Origin of the sequence: Lysobacter soli, from assembly GCF_009755585.1 — a bacterium.
Lineage (GTDB): Bacteria > Pseudomonadota > Gammaproteobacteria > Xanthomonadales > Xanthomonadaceae > Lysobacter_J > Lysobacter_J soli.
In genome coordinates, this window is the sequence record NZ_CP046603.1 from 2,879,581 (window position 1) to 2,897,625 (window position 18,045).

An 18,045-nucleotide genomic window follows, 5' to 3' on the forward strand; every position below is an offset into this window, starting at 1 on the left:
CGCAGGAACTGCGTCGCCGCGACAAGGTGCCCGGGAGCGGCCTCCATGGAAGGAAGACCGCAAGAGCCGTGCCATCGGGACGGCCCGACGCCGGCCGCATTCCGCCGCCGATGTGTCCGGCGCCAAGCGCACGGTTTTCCGGACGCGGTAAAGAGTTGCGTGGCGTCTACCGAGCACCCGCCCGCATTCACCTAGCCCAACGCTGGCAGGGGATTTTCGCGCCGATTTGACGCGTGTCGAACGAATGCGCGCGCACCCTGCCGCGTACCTGACGAACTCGCCTGGGAGGGCACGATGAAAACAGGTACTCGATCCGACATGCGTATGGGTCTGTGGCTGGGCGTGCTGCTGCTCGCACCCGCCGCGGTGATGGCTGGCGACGACAAGGCCAAGCTGATGGATACCGACGGCGACGGCATGGTCAGCTCCGCCGAGCACGCCGCAGGCGCGAAAACGATGTTCACGCAGATGGACGCCAACAGCGACGGCAAGGTCACCGCTGCCGAGATGGACGCCCATCACGCCGCGAAGATGGGCGGGAAAAGTGGCGACAAGATGAAGATGTCGTCGGCCGACAAGATCAAGAAGCTCGACACCGACGGTGACGGTGCGATTTCGGCCGCCGAACACGACGCCGGCTCGGCGCAGATGTTCACGAAGATGGACACCAACGGCGACGGCAACCTGACCGCGGCCGAGATGAAGGCCGGACACGACAAGGAAATGCGCTCGGCGAAGAGCTCGCCGTAAGTGCGGAACTCGCTGTGGTTCCGGCGTTCGCCGGGATGACGGCCTAAAAGCCCCTCTCCCATCGGGAGAGGGGTTGGGGTGAGGGGTAACGAAGGGGTTGCGGTGACCAGGGAGTGCCGCACAGTGCAGTGCGGTTGCTTCGCTCATCTAAAACGCGAAGTTCAAGATGGATTTCAGCGTTCGCTGGAATGACGGTGAGTTTGTTGACGAACATGGAGTGCCCGCAGCCTACGGGCCTGGATCCCGGCTTTCGCCGGGATGACGGCCTAGAAGCCCCTCTCCCATCGGGAGAGGGGTTGGGGTGAGGGGCGACGGAGTGTCACCGGCGAACTGCGATTTCGGTACAGCGCTGCGCGGTTGCTTCCGACGGCTGCGAAACACGTAAGCAGATAGATTCCAGCTGTCGCTGGCTGACGGTGACTTTTGTTGCCCGTTGTCGGAGTGCCCGAAACTTACGGGCCTGGATCCCGGCTTTCGCCGGGATGACGGCAAGTAGACGGAGACACCGGACTACGAGGCGATGGTAATCAACGCGTCACCACGCGACGCACCCGACGCATCACGACGAATGCGTCATGAAGCCCCGCATCACACCATCCGATCCAGCTCCAGCACCGCAGCCCCCTCGACCACGCGGCCCGCCGCCACCGCCACGCGATCGCGTCCCTCGTGCTTGGCGCGATACAGCGCGCGATCGCCCGCGCGCATCAGTTCAAGGCCGACATCGCCGTGTTCCGGCATCAACGCGACGCCGATCGACACCGTGATGCGCAGCATCGCGCCGTCGGATTCGCCGATGCGCAGCATGGCCGCGCCGGCGCGGATGTCCTCGGCGCGTTCGAGCGCGGTCCCCAAGTCGGTTTCCGGCAGGATCAGCGTGAATTCCTCACCGCCGTAGCGGCAGGCGATGTCTTCCGGACGGCAGCGCGTCTTCAGCATGCGCGCGAAGGCCGACAGCGCCGCATCGCCCATTGCGTGGCCATGGCGGTCGTTGAAGGCCTTGAAGTGGTCGATGTCGAGCATCAGCACGGCCAGCGGTTGTTCGCGTCGTTGGCAGCGGGCGATCTCGCGCGCCAGCGATTCCTCCAGGTAACGACGATTGAACAGTCCGGTGAGCGGATCGCGTACCGCCTGGTGGCGCAGGCTTTCGCGCAGGCGCACGTTGGCGAGCGCGAGCGACAGCTGCTCGCACAGGCGGATCGCCAGCGATTCGTCGGGAATGCGGCCGCGTGCGCCCTCGCCCTGCAGCGACAGCCAGCCCACCACTTCGCCATGCGCGCTCAGCGGCACGCAAAGGCCGTGCACGTCTTCGGCGCCATGCGGCCGGCCGATGTGCGAGCACCGCAGGCCATGGCGCAGGTCTTCCATCGCGAACGGCGCGTGCTTGCGCACCGACCAGCATGCCTGCAGCGCCGGCGCCGGATCGTTCGGCGCTACCGGGCTGCCCCATTGCGCGACGAGTTCGGCGTGATCGCGCGAGGCGCGGATGACGTACAGCAGGCCGCCCATTCCCGGCAGCAGCTGGCGGAACGTCGAGGCGGTGATCTCGTAGAGTTCCTGCGCGTCGGATGCGCCCTGCAGCATCCCGGAGTACTGGCTCAGCGCGGCCATGCTGTCGGACAGCCGCGCGAGTTGCTGCACGGTCGCGTTGAGTTCGGCGTTGGATTGCGATGCCGCGGCCTCGGCCTGCTGGCGCACGCGGTTCTCGCGCGCGAGCAGCCGCTGCGCGTGGCCGATCAGCAGCAGGCTCAGCGGAATGCCGATGCCCGCGGCGAGCAGCGTCAGCCACGCCGAGCGCTCCGCGCGCCTGGATCGCGTGGACAGCAGTGCATTCTCGGCGGCCCGCAGCTTGTCGAGCCGGGTGGCGATGTCGCGGTCGCCGTTGCGGATCGCCGCCAGCAGCGGCGCATCGACCGGCGCGTCGACACCGCGGCGCCAGGACTGCATCGCCTGTTCGCTCAGGCGCAGGCGCGCGTCGAGGGAACGCCGCAGCTCCAGTGCGCGTCCGAGCTGCTCGGGGTTGTCGCTGACCTGTTCGGCGAGCAGGTCCGCTTCGCGCTGCAATGCGCCGCCGATGCGCCAGAAGCTGTCGCGGCTCTCGGCGCGCCCGGCCAGCAGGTAGCCGCGCGATTCGGCCACGGCCTGGTGCTTGAGCGACTCGATCCGGTCCAGGTGCTGGAGCACGGTGTAGGTGTGCGTGACCGAGCGGTAGTCGGACGCGAACTGGATCGCGTTGGCGACCACGTACAGGCCGAGCGCCATCAGGATCACCGTGGCGGCGAGGAACACGCGCAGCGGCGAGAGTCGGCGGCGGGTTGCGGTCATGGAATCGCGTCGTCCGGCGCGGTTTCGTCGCGCGTGTGGCTTCCATGCCGTGGATGAAGGCGGCGCGCTCCGGCCCGCAGGCCACATCGCATCGCGGTTTGTCGGGCATTCTATCGGCCGGGCCTGTTCATTCTTGAGACGCAGGCCGCACCTTCCCTCCGGGAGCGCCCGATGAGCCACCCCATCGCCATCGACGTCCTGCTCGAACCCGACCCCGTCACGCAGGCCCGCGCACGCGAACTCAACGCGGCGTTGCGCGCGGATCATCCGGCCGGTTTCGCGTTCGACGCCACGCACCTTCCGCACGTCACGCTGGTGCAGCGTTACGTCTACGAACACGATCTGGATGCGCTGCTGTCGGGGATTGCGAGCGTCGCCGAAGCGCACAACCCGCTCGCGCTGTCGCTGGAGGTCACCGGCGTGCAGGTGCGCATCGACGGCGACACGGGCAGCGCGTCGTGGCGCATCGCCCCGTCACCAGCGTTGCAGGCGCTGGCCGACGAGTGCCTCGCCACGGCGCAGGCGCTCGCCGTCGCGGGTGGGACGGCGCAGGCGTTCGTCCGCAACGACGACGGCTCTCCGATCCGCGACTCGACGATCCGCTATGTCGAGCGTTTCGTCCCTGACCACAGCGGCGCGAACTACGCGCCGCACCTGACGCTCGGCCATGCGCGTGCGGCGTTCCTGCGGGAGCTGGAAGTGGCGCCGTTCGAGGCGTTTGCGTTCGCGCCGGTGGCGGTGGGCGTGTATCAGCTGGGGAATCATGGAACGGCGCGGCGGGCGATCTGGCGGTGGCCGGGGCGCGTGCCAGCTCCGGGCGCGCGCGCCTGAGCATCGTCATCCCGGCGAAAGCCGGGAACCAGGCTCGTAGCGCTTGGGCAACTCCGATGTCGGCGACCGGCACCGTCATTCCAGCGAAAGCTGGAATCCATTTTTGGGCATCGCAATTTCGACGAGCGAAGCAACCGCGCAGCACTGTGCGGCACTCATCGGTCAGCGCAACCACTCGGTTGCCCCTCACCCCAACCCCTCTCCCGTTGGGAGAGGGGCTTCCAACGTCGTCATTCCAGCGGAAGCTGGAATCCATTTTCTTCTTTGCGCCTTCGACTTGGGCGAAGCAAGAGCGCAGCACTGTGCGGCACTCATCGGTCACCGCAACCACTCCGTTGCCCCTCACCCCAACCCCTCTCAGCTCTGCACTCCCTTCGGTCGCCGATGGGAGAGGGGCTTGCACCTTCGTCACTCCAGCGAAAGCTGGAATCCATTCCGCTTTGCGCTTTCGAGCTGAAGCTGAGGGTTAAAGCAGCGACTCACCCCTCCGGCACCCACACGTACGCATCGCCCTGCGCCTTCACGTGGCCGATGCCCGGGAACGGGAAGTGCACGGCGTACACGCGCAGGTTGCCGTCGGCGGCGCGCTTGAGCAGCGCGCGACGCGCGGCCTCGGCGGTCGGCGCGTCGGTGTCGTAGCCGATGGTCCAGTCCGGGCGCTGCACCGACACGATGGAGTGATGCGCGGCGTCGCCGATGTAGAGCAGGCGCTCCTCGCCGGACGCGATCTCGTACGCGCTGTGGCCCGGGGTGTGGCCCGGCAGCGCGACGGCGGTGACGCCCGGCAGCACGGTCGCGCCGGGTTCGAAGGTCGCGACCTTCGGGCCGATTGCCGCGACGAGCTTGGCCGCGTCGGCGTTCTTCTGGATCGCCGCCCATTCCGGCGCCGAGAGGTGCACGGCGGCGTTCGGGAATGCCAGCGTGCCGTCCTTCGCCAGCAGGCCGCCGACGTGGTCGGGATGACCGTGCGAGATGAAGATGTCGGTGACCTGCGTCGGCTCGACGCCCGCCGCCTTCAGCGACGCCTGCAGCTTGCCGGCCTTCGCCCAGCTCACGTCGCCGGCGCCGGTGTCGAACAGCAGCGTGTGCTCGCCGTCGCGCACCAGCAGCGGCTGGATGCTCAGGTGCAGCACGTCGGTCGGCTGGCCGTTTGCGGTGAGCAGCGCGGCAACGTCCTCGGTCTTCTGGCCGACGCCGAAGGTCTTGCCGTCGTTGGGCGTGTCGATGGTGCCGTCGAGCAGCGCGATCGCATCGAGCGCGCCGACCTTGAAGCGGAAGATGTCGGCGCTTTCCTGCGGCGCGGGTGCAGGCGCCGGCGCAGCCGGCGTTGCGGCCGGAGTCGCCGGCGCGGTGGCCTGCTCTTCGGATCCGGGCTTCGCGCAACCGCCGAGCATCGCGCCGGCGAGCAGCAGGGAAACCGTGAGGGAAAGGGAGGTGCGGGTCATGGGGGTGCTCCGAGGGTGGAAGGACCGGCGACCGCGCCGGGACGCGCGAGAGCTTAGCGCGGCAGGTTTGCCGGTGCCGCAATGCCCGAACGTTGCGGGCCTGGGTCCCGGCCTTCGCCGGGATGACGGCTTCGGATGCGCACGCGCGAACTCGAACACGAAATCACGCAGTCTCACTCCCTGAGACCCGCGCGCCCTACAACGCCCTGCCCTTCCGCGAATCGAATCCGCATGAGCCAGCCGGCGCGCAGTCCGTCCGACCTCTCCGTCTTCCCCGAGGTCGCACGACCGCGGCCGGCCGCCGACGGGCGCGCGCTCGCGCAGCGGCTGGAGAACAAGTACCTCTCGCGAATCACCGGCGTGCACACGGTGCCCGGCCGGCCCGAGCGCAGCGTCCCGATGCCGGACGACGTGCCCGCCGGGGTGGTGCAGGCGCTCGGCGCGCGTGGCATCGACCGCCTGTATTCGCACCAGGCCGAGGCGTGGCACGCGGTGCGTCGCGGCGAGGACGTGGTGATCGCCACCGCCACCGCGTCGGGCAAGAGCCTGTGCTATCTGCTGCCGGTGCTGGCCGCCGCATCGACGCAGCGTTCGAAGGCGTTGTTCCTGTTCCCGACCAAAGCCCTCGCGCAGGACCAGGTCGCCGAACTGCTCGAACTCAATGCCGCCGGCAACCTGGGCGTGCGCACCTTCACCTTCGACGGCGACACGCCGGGCGATGCGCGGCAGGCGATCCGCCTGCACGGCGACATCGTGGTGAGCAATCCCGACATGCTCCACCAGGGCATCCTGCCGCACCACACCAAATGGGCGCAGTTCTTCGAGAACCTGCGCTATGTGGTGATCGACGAAGTACACAGCTACCGCGGCGTGTTCGGTTCGCACGTGGCGAACGTGATCCGCCGCCTGCAGCGCATCTGCGCGTTCTACGGTTCAAAGCCGCAGTTCATCCTGTGCTCGGCGACGATAGGCAATCCGAAGGCGCACGCCGAAGCGCTGACCGAGCGCGACGTCACCGCGGTCACCGAATCCGGCGCGCCCAGCGGCGACAAGCACGTGCTGCTGTGGAATCCGCCGGTGGTCAATCCCGACCTCGGCCTGCGAGCGTCGGCGCGGTCGCAGAGCAACCTCATCGCGCGCCTGACCATCAAGGCCGGGTTGAAGACGCTGGTGTTCGCGCAGTCGCGATTGATGGTCGAAGTGCTGACCAAGTACCTCAAGGACGTCTTCGACAACGATCCGCGCAAGCCCGCGCGCATCCGCAGCTACCGCGGCGGCTATCTGCCGACCGAACGCCGCGAGACCGAACGCGCCATGCGCGCCGGCACCATCGACGGCATCGTCTCGACCTCCGCGCTGGAGCTCGGCGTGGACATCGGCGCGCTCGATGCAGTGGTGCTCAACGGCTATCCCGGATCGATCGCCGCGACGTGGCAGCGCTTCGGCCGCGCCGGTAGGCGCAAACAGGCGTCGGTCGGCGTGCTGGTCGCCAGTTCCGATCCGCTCGATCAATACGTCATCCGGCATCCGGAGTTCTTCGCCAACGCTTCGCCCGAACACGCGCGCATCCACGCCGACCAGCCGGTGATCCTGCTGGACCACATCCGCTGCGCGGCGTTCGAGCTGCCGTTCCAGGCGCGCGAGCTGTTCGGCCCGGTCGATCCGCAGGTGTATTTGCAACTGCTTTCCGAAGATGGCGTGGTCCACAACGAGAACGATCGCTGGGAGTGGATCGCCGACAGCTATCCCGCCAACGCGGTGAGCCTGCGTTCGGTCGCCGACGGCAACTTCGTCGTGGTCGATCGCACCGCAGGCCGGCAGACGATCATCGCCGAAGTCGATTTCTCCTCCGCGCCGCTCACGCTGTACGAAGGCGCGATCTACATGGTGCAGGCCACGCCCTACCAGGTCGAAAAGCTCGACTGGGACGGCCGCAAGGCCTTCGTCACGCGCACGCACGTGGACTACTACACCGACGCGATCGACTACACCAAGCTGAAGGTGCTCGAACGTTTCGACGGTTCGCCCGCCGGTCGCGGCACCTGCCACCACGGCGAGGTGCACGTGGTGCGGCGCGTCGCCGGCTACAAGAAGATCCGCTACTACACGCACGAGAACATCGGCTACGGCCCGGTCACGCTGCCCGACCAGGAGCTGCATACGACGAGCGTGTGGTGGCAGCTTCCGCCGGCCGTGCTGGAGTCGGAATTCGCATCGAGGCAGGAAGCGCTCGACGGTTTCCTCGGCGCCGGATATGCGCTGCATGTCGTCGCCAAGCTCGCGGTGATGGCCGAAGGCGTCGATCTGCAGAAGGCCGTCGGCGACGGCAACGGCGCGTGGTTCGCCAGCGCGGACGGACGCGGCCGTGGGCAGTTGCGCGGCGCGGGCGAAGACGCGGCCTCGCTGGAAGACGGCGAGCGTTTCGTGCCCACCGTGTACCTCTACGACAACTATCCCGGCGGCGTGGGCCTGAGCGAACCGCTGCATTTCCGCCAGCGCGAACTGGTGCAGCGCGCGGTCGAACTGGTCGAACGCTGCGATTGCAAGGCCGGTTGCCCGGCGTGCGTGGGGCCGGTACTCGCAATGGACGAAGACGCGAGCGTCGCGCCGCGCGCGCTCGCGCTGCGCGTGCTGAAGGCGCTTGCCCCGGCATGAGCCTGACCCTCGCGCGTCTTCAACAACTCAAGCGGCAAGCGGGCGCGGCGGCTCCCACGAAGCAGGCCGAGCCGGCGCGCACGCCCAGCATCGACGACCTGCGCCGCCATCTGCGACGTCGCGCGCCGGAACCGGTGTCGCGCATCGCATCGAACGACCGCCACGTACCGGGCGTCGAGATCGCACCGGGCCTGCGACTGGTCGAAGCGCGATTGCCGTTCGCGCCACCGCAGACATGGATCGACGGCCGCTTCGACCGGCGCGATGCGCTCGATGCGCAGAACCTGATGTTCTTCGACACCGAAACCACGGGCCTGGCCGGCGGCAGCGGCACGCGCGCCTTCATGATCGGCGCCGCCGACTGGTTCGAGGGCGCGCTGCGCGTGCGGCAGTTGCTGATCACGGCGATGTCCGGCGAAGCGGCGATGCTCGACGTCTTCCGGCAGTGGCTGCATCCGGACACGACGCTGGTCAGCTACAACGGCAAGTGCTACGACGCACCGCTGCTCGCCACGCGTTTCCGGCTGAACCGCATGGGCACGCCGCTGGCGGAGCTGTCGCATGTCGACCTGCTCTATCCCACGCGACGCCGCTATCGCGGCCGCTGGGAGAACTGCCGGCTGGCGACGATCGAACGTCGCGCGTTGAACGTCGTCCGCGAGGACGATCTGCCCGGCTCCGAAGCGCCCGCCGCATGGCTGTCGTACCTGCGTGGCGGTTCGGCGCTCAACCTGAGGCGCGTGCTCGCGCATAACGATCGCGACGTGGCGACGCTGGCCGAACTGCTGCTGCATCTGTCGGAGCTGACCGCCGCGGATATGGATGCCGCACAGGAGACACCGCTGCCGGCGGTGGAAGCCTGGGCCTGAGCGTCCGGGCCTTCGGCCGCGCAAATGGTTTCGCGAGAAACCACCTGGACCGCCCGGAAGCCCCTGAAATCGGCCTTTTCCGCCCTTTCCGCCCCTCGGCACAGGGCCTCGGGCGACTCATAAGCCCGGGTGTTCGCCTATTAAGTCTGGTTATTTGTCAAGTGCCGTTTTCTGGACTATGTTCGATCCAGACCGGCCGATCCGTCACGTTTCGGCGGTCATACAGCAGTCCGCCACGGGCTGTTTCGTTGCATGGGGTGTAACGATCAACAGGGGGTTTGTCGTGAAGACGACGGCATGGCGTATGTCGGCCCTGCTCGTGCTCGCCGGTAGCTTCGGCGGTGCATACGCGCAGGAATCGCAGAATGGGGTCAGCTGCCCGCAGCTTCCGGCGAATTCGGGGCTGACGTGGGAATACAAGGCCACCGGCGGTTCGGACTTCTGCCGCGCGTTGCGTGCGGACGGCTCCGAAGCGTTCGGCCTGTACATCTCGCGCAAGGCGAACTTCGAGCCCAAGCGCGGCAACCGCGCCGAAGAAGCGGTGATCGATGGGCAGAGCGTGTACTGGTACAAGGGCGAACTGGCGACCAAGCCGGACATGCAGGTCCGCGAGACGCTCGTGCAGCTGCCCGACGGTCGCGTCGCGCACATCTGGTTGCAGGCATCGGTGCCGGACCTGGCCCCGACCTTGAACCAGGCGCAGTCGATGCGCTTTCCCGCCACGCGCCTGACCAGCAACTGACGTCTTTGGGCGAGCCGGACGGCTCATCCGCCCGCGATGCCGGGCGGAGCGCCGTCAATCGGCTTGCGCGTGCAATCAGCTTCTTTCGCAGTTACCGTCGCTCCTGCCGCTCCTAAGATCCGAGCCCGTTTTGCCTGCGAAAACGCAGCGCAGCACGGTTTCCCTCAATCCCTGGGCAGGAGAAGTGCAACATGATCAGGAAGCTTGCGGCCGAATTCATCGGCACGTTCTGGTTGGTCCTTGGCGGCTGCGGCAGTGCGGTACTGGCAGCCAATTTCGGCGGTGACGGCAATCCCCTCGGCATCGGCCTGCTCGGCGTCTCGCTGGCGTTCGGCCTCACGGTGCTCACCGGCGCGTACGCGCTGGGCCACATTTCCGGTGGTCATTTCAATCCGGCGGTGAGTTTCGGCCTGTGGGCCGGCGGCCGCTTCCCGGCGCGCGAACTGGTGCCCTACATCATCGCCCAGGTGCTGGGCGGCATCTTCGCCGGCTTCATCCTGTTCCACATCGCCCGCGGCACGCCGGGCTTCGCGATCGATCCGAACGCGGCCGGCGCCTTCGCCAGCAACGGCTACGGTTCGCATTCGCCTGGCGGCTACAGCATCAACGCGGCGTTCCTGACGGAAATCGTGATGACCGCGATGTTCCTGGTGGTGATCCTCGGCGCCACGCACGTGCGCGCGCCGGTGGGCTTCGCGCCGATCGCGATCGGCCTGGCGCTCACGCTGATCCACCTGATCAGCATCCCGGTGACCAATACCTCGGTGAACCCGGCGCGCTCGACGGGCGTGGCGCTGTTCGCAGGTCCTGTCGCGATGTCGCAGCTGTGGCTGTTCTGGGTCGCGCCGATCGCAGGCGGCCTGCTCGGCGGCGTGATCTACCGCTGGCTCGGCCAGTACGGCCCGGACGTCACCGGCACGCAGCGCTGATCGCACGCGCCCTCGTCGAAACGAAAGGCCACGCGAAAGCGTGGCCTTTTTTGTGCGCCGATATCGCGACTCAAGCGTCAGGATTCGAACGCGCAGCGCCTTGCGCCTTCAACTGCTTGATGAAATCGCCGATCGGCGCCTTGAGCTGCTGCAGCAGCGGATCGTCACGATTGCGCAGCACCGCTTCGCTCAGCAATTTCAGGCCGATGGCGAACGCCGCCGCTTCGTCATCGTTACCGAAGCGGCCGCTGGCGCGTTGCAGTTCGACGATTCGGAACAGGTCGTCGTGGTTGCCATCCTCGAAGCTCAGCGTGCCGCGCAGCGGCTGGTCCTCGCGCGGGGTGGCGAGGTGTTCGACGGTGATGCGGTAACGGTGTTCGCGAACGGCCATCAGAAGCGTCCCTCCTGGAAATCGACGAAGGCCTGCATGATCTGCTCCTTCGTGTTCATCACGAACGGGCCGTAACGCGCGACAGGTTCGCGCAGCGGCCGGCCCGCGACGAGGATCACGCGAAGCCCGCCCTCGCCCGCCGTCAGGCGCACGGTGCGGCCGCCGACGAGCACCGCGATTTCCTGCGAGGCAATCGCCCGCGACTGCGCGCCTTCACCGATCGAGCCGCCGCCTTCGAATGCATACGCGAAGGCGTTGTGGCCTTCGGGCAGGTCGTGGTCCCAGGTCGTGTTCGGCGCGAGTTCGATGTCCAGGTACACCGGATCGGTCGCCGGCTGGCGGATGGGCCCGGCCACGTCGCCGACGCGTCCGGCGATCACCTTCACGCGCACGCCGTCAGCCGGCTGCAACTGCGGGATGCGGTCGGGCGCGAATTCCTGGTACTGCGGCTGGCTCATCTTCTCCGCCGCGGGCAGGTTCACCCACAGCTGGAAACCGCGCATGCGGCCTTCCTGCTGCTCGGGCATTTCCGAATGCACCAGGCCGCGACCGGCGGTCATCCACTGCACGCTGCCGGGGACGAGCACGCCTTCGTTGCCGTGGTTGTCCTTGTGGCGCATGCGGCCGTCGAGCATGTACGTGACGGTCTCGAAGCCGCGATGCGGATGCTCCGGGAAGCCGGCGAGGTAATCCTCGGGCTGGTCGGTGCCGAACTCGTCCAGCATCAGGAAGGGATCGAGCATCTCCAGCTGCGGCGTGCCGATCACGCGCGTGAGGCGCACGCCGGCGCCGTCGGAGGCGGGCATGCCGCGCAGGGTGCGGCCGATATGGGCGAAGTCGGTGCTGTTCATGGGGAATCTCCAATGTCGCTTCCGACAATGTCGTGCCACGGCCGCCTCGCGGCCAGTGCCGTGGGTGGAACGGTCCATGTTCCGGAGCTTTCTGCCCGGCACGCCGAGGCAGGACCTCGGAACGCGAGGCCTTTTGCTCGACGCGCCGAGCTCGCTGCTTCGGAGCTTCGCCCCCCCTCCCAAACCTTCCCCTGCGCGCAGTGGAGGGAGAAAGAACTCGCCTGCGCGCCCGTCACCACCCGATGCCGATGCCCGCGCCCGCCGACTGCTCGCTTCCGCTGAACGCCGCGCCCAGCGAGAAGGACACGTTCGGCTTCAGCTGGCGCTGGTAGCCGACCGCGAGCGCCTCCTGCCCTTCCGAATAGCCGGCGCCCACGGACACTCGGTTCGTCGTCTGGATGTTCGCCGCGCTGGACGCCATGTGGATCATCGCGGCGTTCATCGCGCCGTGCCGGTTGATGCGGCGGTCCGTCTGGCGGAATTCGTCCTCGACCTGCCCGCGCAGGTCTTCGATCGCCTGCATCGGCACCGCCACGATTTCGCTGACGCGCTGGTCGGTGTAGGCGTTGGCCTGGTTCAGCGTCGTCACCGACTGCGCCTGCATCTGCCGCACGTTCACCGCGTCGGTGCCGGATGAACCGTCGGCGACGTTCGCCACCTGCCGCTCCGCGCCCGCCGCGCCGACCGACACGGTGTTCGCGCGATCGGCCACCGAATTGGCGCCAAGCGCCACGCTGTTGTTCGCGTTCGCCTGTGCGTTGCTGCCCGCGGCGACCGAGTTGCTGCCGTTTGCGCTCGCCGGCGTGGCGTCCTGTGCGGTGAAGCGCGCATCGCTCCCGCCGCCTCCGCCACCTTGCGTGTCGAGAAACTGCAACGCCGACGCGACGTCGTTGAACACGTTTCCGCCCAGCACGAACTGCGGCGCCTGCAGCACGCCGCCATTGACCAGCGAGCCGTCGCCCACCAGCGCACTGCTCACGCTCGACAGCCCGCCGTACAGCTGCCCGCCGTTGATCGCCTCGGTGCTGCCGGCGGCGACGAGGCCGTCGCCGAGGTTGACGATGCGGTTCGGTCCCGCGCCCAGGTGGTTCGCGCTGAACGCACCCGCGCCTGCATCCCACAACAACGCGTCGCCCGCGGACACCTGCACCACGCGAAGTTGCGCGACGTTCACCGCGTCGGTGTCCTCGCTGCCGGCGGCGACGTGGGTCAGCTTGCGGCTGCCCGAAAAACCACCGATGGACACTTCGCCGACCGAGGTTTGTGGCGCGGCCAGACCGAACGCGACGTAGCCCGATTGCGCGCCGACGGTCGTGGTCGACAGCAGGCCGAGTGCCACCGAGCTGTCGTGCATCACCTGTGTGCTTGCACCCAGCGCCAGGCTTCCTGTGCCCAGCGCTTGTGCGGTAGTGCCCAGGGCGATGGCCGATTCCTGTTCCGACAACGCGTCGCGACCGATCGCGATGCCGACGTTGGCATTGACGCCAACGCGCGAACGCTGGCCAATGGCGATGCCGCCGCCTGCCACGGCGATCGCCTCATGCCCCATCGCCACGCTGTCGTCGCCGTTGGCGACGGCCACGTGCCCGACCGCCACCGCACTGGCGCCGGTCGCAAGCGTGTCCAGGCCGAGCGCGCTCGCGCCGGTCGCGTTGGCGATGGTGTTGAAACCGGCGGCAAGCGAGAGCGTTGCCAGCGCCTGCGCTTGCGTGCCGAGCGCCACCGCGTTGTCCGCGCCTGCCGTCGCGCCCGTGCCGCAGACGAACGCGCCGGTGCCGACCGCAATGACCGTCTGTCCGGTGGGGCCGTTGCACGCTTCCTGTGCCCGCGCGCGATCCGGAAGCCAGGCGCCGATGCAGGCCGCGAGCAGGACGAGGCACTTCACGGCCGGTCGCAGTGGACGCGGCGGTGCGGTTCGAAGGCGGATCATGGCGCGCTCCCGAGGCAATCGGCGCCGACGGATGGCGGCGTCGCCGAAGTCCTGCGCGCGCATCACCACGCGATCGCGCGCCTGACGTTCGAGCGGGCTGAGCTTTACGCCTGCGCCCGTTCAATGCCGATGAAGGACGCTGGCCGACGCGAGCGCTTCGTCGCCGCGCCTACCTGCGCGTGATGCGCCAGCAGCGATGGATGCGCGCGTCGCGCTCGAAGTCCGGCGGGATCGTGCGGGCGCTGATGTCCTCGACCTTCGCAAATTCCGCAACGCTCGCCTCGTCCAGGCGGAAACGGCGGAAGTTGTTCGAGAAATACAGCACGCCGTCGTCGGCCAGGCGCGCGACCGCCGCGCGCAGCAGGCGAACGTGCTGCGCCTGCACGTCGAAGTCCTGCGCGCGCTTGGAGTTGGAGAACGTGGGCGGGTCGCAGAAGATCAGGTCGTACTGGTGCGTGTCCGCTTCCAGCCACGTCAGCGCATCGGCCTGCACGAGGCGATGGCGCGTGCCGCCGATGTCGTTCTCGCGCAGGTTGTCGGCGCACCACTCCAGGTACGTCGCCGACAGGTCCACCGTCGTGGTGAGGCGCGCGCCACCGACGGCCGCGTGCACCGTCGCCGCGCCCGTGTAACCGAACAGGTTGAGGAAACGCGTGTCGTGCGCTTCCTCCGCGATGCGCAGGCGCATCGGGCGATGGTCGAGGAACAGGCCGGTGTCGAGGTAGTCGAACAGGTTCACGCGCAGCAGCACGTCGCCCTCGCGCACGGTGACGAACTCGCCGCGCGAATCCATCGCACCGTACTTGCTTCCCCCCTTGCCGCGTGCACGCGTCTTCAGCGCCACGTTCTCGCGCGGCACGTTGAACACCTCGCGCGCGGCGGCCAGCAGCTCGTTGAGGCGGCGGCGCTGGATGTTCTCGGGAATTTCCTGCGGGGCGGCGTATTCCTGCACGTGCAGGAACGTGCGCGGGTTCTGCTCGTGCGTGGTGTAGACGTCGATCGCCGCGGCGTACTCCGGGATGTCCGCGTCGTAGGCGCGATAGCACGTGACGCCTTCGCGTTCGCGCCAGCGCTTGAGCTTGTGCAGGTTCTTGCGCAGGCGGTTGGCGACCATCTGCGCGCCTTCCGACAGCGTGGGCGCCACTTCCGCGCCGGTGTCGTCGGTACGACGACGCTGCACCGGCGCGACGGGATCGCACACGATCAGCGTGCATTCGATCGCACCGTTGAACACCTGGTACTTCTTCTGCGCGCGCAGCCCGGTGGCGAAGGCGAGTTCCGCATCACCGCACAGCAGGCTCGCGCGCCACTGCGGCACGGCGCGCTTGAGCGCGTCGCCGAGCGCTCGGTACAGCGCGGGATCGGCGTGCAGCCGGGCGTCGTAGGGCGGATTGCAGACGACCAGGCCGTTGGGAGCTTCCTCGTTCGCGGCGCCCGGCGCATGGTCGAGCGAACGGATGTCGCCGACGTGGAAATCGATCAGGCCGGCCAGGCCCGCCAGCACGGCGTTGTCCTGTGCGGCGCGGATCGCGTGCGGGTCGGTGTCGCGGCCGAAGAAAGCCGGGCGCAGCGCGTTCATGCCGGCCGCCTCGCGCTTGCGCGCGTCGTCGAGCAGCGCGCTCCACGCCGCGATGTCGAAACCGCGCCAGCGCGTGGGCGTTTCGTTCCCGTGGCGCTGCAATCCCGGCGCGACGTCCGCGGCCATCAGCGCGCCTTCGATCAGCAGCGTGCCGCTGCCGCACATCGGATCCAGCAGCGAGCCGCCTTCGGCGTACACCTTCGTCCACTGGCCGCGCATCAGCACGGCCGCGGCGAGGTTCTCCTTCAGCGGCGCTTCGCCCTGCTTCGTGCGCCAGCCGCGGCGGTGCATCGGCCCGCCGGACAGGTCGATCGACACGATCGCGCGTCCCTTGCGCAGCACGAGGTTCACGCGCAGGTCGGGCGATTCGACATCGACGTCGGGCCGCGTGCCGGTCTTCGCGCGCATGACGTCGACGATGCCGTCCTTCACGCGCTGCGCGGCGTAGCGCGCGTGCGTGATGGCTTCGCCGGACACGTGCGCATCGACGGCGACGGTGTGGTTCGGCTCGAGATGCTTCGACCAGTCGATCGCGGCGACGCCCGCGTAGAGCGCGTGTTCGTCGGGGCAGTCGAACTCGTCGATCGGCCACAGCACGCGGCTGGCCAGGCGCGACCACAGCACGGCGCGCTGCGCGTCGGCGAGCGCGCCTTCGGCGTTGACGCCGGCGATGGCCGCGGTGGCGCGCGTGCAGCCCAGCGCGGCCAGCTCGTCGGCGAGCAGGTATTCCAGGCCTTTGCCGCAGCTGGCGAAGAACTTCATGTACGTAATCTCAGAGCGATGCGAGCAGCGAGGCGAACGCGTCCGCGCTCGCTTCGACGTGGTTGGAAAGACGGTGGCTGTCGTCCACCAGCAGCAGCCGCGCACTGCGCGCGTAAGCCCAGGCGACGACTTCGGCCGGCGCGATGAGTTCATCGTTCCAGCCGTGGATGATCGAGGTCGGCACGTTCGCGGCGGTCAGGCGCGGCGCCTTGCCCATGCTGACCGGCGGCGCCATCAGGAACAGTCCGAGCGTGTCGACCTTCAGCGACACCAGGCCGGAGATGTACGCGCCAAGGCTCGAACCGGCGAGCACCACCGGGCCGCGCGCGGCGGCGGCCTGCGCGAGGCCGAGCAGGCGATCGACGCGTGCGTACACGTCGCCGACTTCGCTCACTTCGCGCTTCGCGTCCAGATCGGTGTAGTCGGGGCGTTCGTGCGTCCAGCCCAGGCGCTCGGCCGCCAGCGCGAGCGCCGTCACCTTGGTGGCGTCGGGGCCGCTCTCGAAACCGTGGGAAAGGATGCAGTGTCCGCGAGTGCTCATGCGTTGGAGTCTGTGATGGGAAGGGCGACGACGGCGTCGCCGCGGCGGATGGTGCCGCCCTGCAGGATGCGTGCGCACAGGCCGCCATGGCCGCGCATCGCGTTGTAACCGCCGGGGCCAAGCGCGGCTTCCATGCGCGAGCATGGATCGCAGGAATCGGTGCCTTCCAGCACGACCTCGCCCACGCGGAAACGCCGCCCCTTCAGCGCGACCAGCGGGATTCCCGAGACGACGAGGTTCCGTCGCAGCGTCGCCGGCTCGACCGACGCGTGGCCCGAGAGCGTGGCGATGACGGGCAGATGCTCGGCCTGGATCAGCGTGATGCCGCGCTTGCCGCTGCCGCCGCTGTAGCGGTCCCCGACAAGCCCGGCGCCGGTTTCGGCGACGACTTCATCGACTTCGTTCATGGCGACGTCGCGCTTCGGACGCAGGCCGATCCAGTCCACCGCGCCGGTTTGCGGCAGCGTGGCCATCAGCTTGCCCAGCTCGGAGTCGGGCGGCGGGAGTTTCATGGGCGGTTCCGTCCGGGGGTCGGACCGCGACAGGCGCGGGCGTGGGTCGACTGGAGCGAGGGGCGGCTGGAGCGGCGCCGCGCCTGGCGCGCGGGAGGCGAATGGTAGCATCCGGCCCCATGTCGACCGCCCCTCCGGCCCCGCCCATCGCCTTCGATCCGCTGCCCTACCAGGAGCGGCTGGACGCGCGGGCTCTCGACGCGATCGACCTGGTCGTCATCCACTGCACCGAGCTGCCGGACCTGGCGATGGCGCGGCGTTTCGGCGAGGAAGTGCTGTACGAGACCTCGCTCACCGGCAACAGCGGCCACTTCTACATCGACCGCGACGGCAGCGTGCACCAGTACGTCGCGCTCGACCGCATCGCCCACCACGTGCGCGGCCACAACACGCGCGCGGTGGGGATCGAACTGGTGAACCGCGGGCGTTATCCCGACTGGCTGGCGGCGTCGCACCAGGCGATGGACGAGGCGTATACGCCGGCGCAGATCGACGCGCTGATCGCGCTGCTGCGCTGGCTGGAAGTCGAGCTGCCGTCGCTGCGGACGATCGCCGGCCACGAAGACCTGGACACCACGCAGGTGCGCGCGACCGACGATCCCGACGCGCTGGTGCGCCGCAAGCGCGACCCGGGGCCGCTGTTTCCGTGGGATCGCGTGATGGGGGCGGTGGGGTTGGTGCGGGTGCCTTAGGGGCTCCAGGTCGCCGTCGTCCCTGATCGGATCGTCATCCCGGCGAAAGCCGGGACCCAGGCCCGTAGCGCTTGGGCACTCCCGGGTGGGCAAACCACCTGATCGTCATTCCAGCGAACGCTGGAATCCATTTTGCTTCCGAGCTCAAGCCTCGAAACAGCAGCGCTGTACGGCAAGGCTCGTTCACCGGTACGGCTTCGTTGCCCCTCACCCCAACCCCTCTCCCGTGGGGAGAGGGGCT

General features: G+C 68.5%; 15 protein-coding genes. 7 read left to right on the forward strand and 8 right to left on the reverse strand.

Translation table 11 applies throughout. The annotated features are described in order from the left end of the window. The first annotated feature begins 318 nt into the window (after positions 1-318). The gene (locus tag GOY17_RS13090; RefSeq protein WP_198173683.1) at positions 319-750 is read left to right on the forward strand and encodes an EF-hand domain-containing protein; all 432 of its coding nucleotides are present in this window, start codon (positions 319-321) and stop codon (positions 748-750) included. Between the two features lie 588 nt (positions 751-1,338). On the opposite strand, the gene GOY17_RS13095 is transcribed toward GOY17_RS13090, so the two are convergent. After that, positions 1,339-3,075, reverse strand: a complete 1,737-nt coding sequence (locus GOY17_RS13095; protein WP_198173684.1) for a sensor domain-containing diguanylate cyclase — start codon at positions 3,073-3,075, stop codon at positions 1,339-1,341. A gap of 171 nt (positions 3,076-3,246) precedes the next feature. Between GOY17_RS13095 and GOY17_RS13100 the strand changes: the two genes are divergently transcribed. Then, complete coding sequence (locus GOY17_RS13100) at positions 3,247-3,906, forward strand: 2'-5' RNA ligase family protein (protein ID WP_157030728.1); 660 nt, start codon at positions 3,247-3,249, stop codon at positions 3,904-3,906. Positions 3,907-4,385: 479 nt separating this feature from the next. On the opposite strand, the gene GOY17_RS13105 is transcribed toward GOY17_RS13100, so the two are convergent. Further along, entirely contained in the window at positions 4,386-5,351 is a 966-nt protein-coding gene (locus GOY17_RS13105; protein WP_157030729.1) for an MBL fold metallo-hydrolase, read from the reverse strand. A gap of 231 nt (positions 5,352-5,582) precedes the next feature. Between GOY17_RS13105 and GOY17_RS13110 the strand changes: the two genes are divergently transcribed. From GOY17_RS13110 to aqpZ, 4 genes are all read left to right on the forward strand, one after another. Beyond that, positions 5,583-8,006, forward strand: coding sequence for a DEAD/DEAH box helicase (locus GOY17_RS13110; RefSeq protein ID WP_157030730.1), 2,424 nt, complete (start codon positions 5,583-5,585; stop codon positions 8,004-8,006). Beyond that, positions 8,003-8,875 (forward strand): ribonuclease H-like domain-containing protein, encoded by an 873-nt coding sequence (locus GOY17_RS13115; RefSeq protein ID WP_157030731.1) that lies wholly within the window; start codon positions 8,003-8,005, stop codon positions 8,873-8,875. The genes GOY17_RS13110 and GOY17_RS13115 overlap by 4 nt, the downstream gene beginning before the upstream one ends. Positions 8,876-9,179: 304 nt before the next feature. Beyond that, the gene (locus GOY17_RS13120) at positions 9,180-9,617 is read left to right on the forward strand and encodes a hypothetical protein (RefSeq protein WP_115842878.1); all 438 of its coding nucleotides are present in this window, start codon (positions 9,180-9,182) and stop codon (positions 9,615-9,617) included. A 191-nt stretch (positions 9,618-9,808) separates the two neighbouring features. After that, entirely contained in the window at positions 9,809-10,546 is a 738-nt protein-coding gene (gene aqpZ, locus GOY17_RS13125) for an aquaporin Z (protein ID WP_115842877.1), read from the forward strand. A gap of 70 nt (positions 10,547-10,616) precedes the next feature. On the opposite strand, the gene GOY17_RS13130 is transcribed toward aqpZ, so the two are convergent. From GOY17_RS13130 to GOY17_RS13155, 6 genes are all read right to left on the reverse strand, one after another. After that, complete coding sequence (locus GOY17_RS13130) at positions 10,617-10,937, reverse strand: DUF3861 domain-containing protein (RefSeq protein ID WP_115842876.1); 321 nt, start codon at positions 10,935-10,937, stop codon at positions 10,617-10,619. After that, entirely contained in the window at positions 10,937-11,788 is an 852-nt protein-coding gene (locus GOY17_RS13135) for a pirin family protein (RefSeq protein WP_157030732.1), read from the reverse strand. Before GOY17_RS13135 ends, GOY17_RS13130 begins: the two co-directional genes overlap by 1 nt. A 232-nt stretch (positions 11,789-12,020) precedes the next feature. Further along, positions 12,021-13,718, reverse strand: coding sequence for a YadA family autotransporter adhesin (locus tag GOY17_RS13140; RefSeq protein ID WP_198173685.1), 1,698 nt, complete (start codon positions 13,716-13,718; stop codon positions 12,021-12,023). A gap of 169 nt (positions 13,719-13,887) precedes the next feature. Next, the gene (gene rlmKL, locus GOY17_RS13145; RefSeq protein ID WP_157030734.1) at positions 13,888-16,059 is read right to left on the reverse strand and encodes a bifunctional 23S rRNA (guanine(2069)-N(7))-methyltransferase RlmK/23S rRNA (guanine(2445)-N(2))-methyltransferase RlmL; all 2,172 of its coding nucleotides are present in this window, start codon (positions 16,057-16,059) and stop codon (positions 13,888-13,890) included. A gap of 10 nt (positions 16,060-16,069) precedes the next feature. After that, positions 16,070-16,600, reverse strand: a complete 531-nt coding sequence (locus GOY17_RS13150; protein ID WP_157030735.1) for an alpha/beta hydrolase — start codon at positions 16,598-16,600, stop codon at positions 16,070-16,072. After that, positions 16,597-17,112, reverse strand: a complete 516-nt coding sequence (locus tag GOY17_RS13155) for an MOSC domain-containing protein (protein WP_157030736.1) — start codon at positions 17,110-17,112, stop codon at positions 16,597-16,599. Before GOY17_RS13155 ends, GOY17_RS13150 begins: the two co-directional genes overlap by 4 nt. A gap of 119 nt (positions 17,113-17,231) precedes the next feature. Here GOY17_RS13155 and GOY17_RS13160 point away from each other — a divergent pair, with 119 nt between their 5' ends. After that, positions 17,232-17,804 (forward strand): N-acetylmuramoyl-L-alanine amidase, encoded by a 573-nt coding sequence (locus tag GOY17_RS13160; protein WP_157030737.1) that lies wholly within the window; start codon positions 17,232-17,234, stop codon positions 17,802-17,804. The last annotated feature ends 241 nt before the right edge of the window (positions 17,805-18,045 follow it).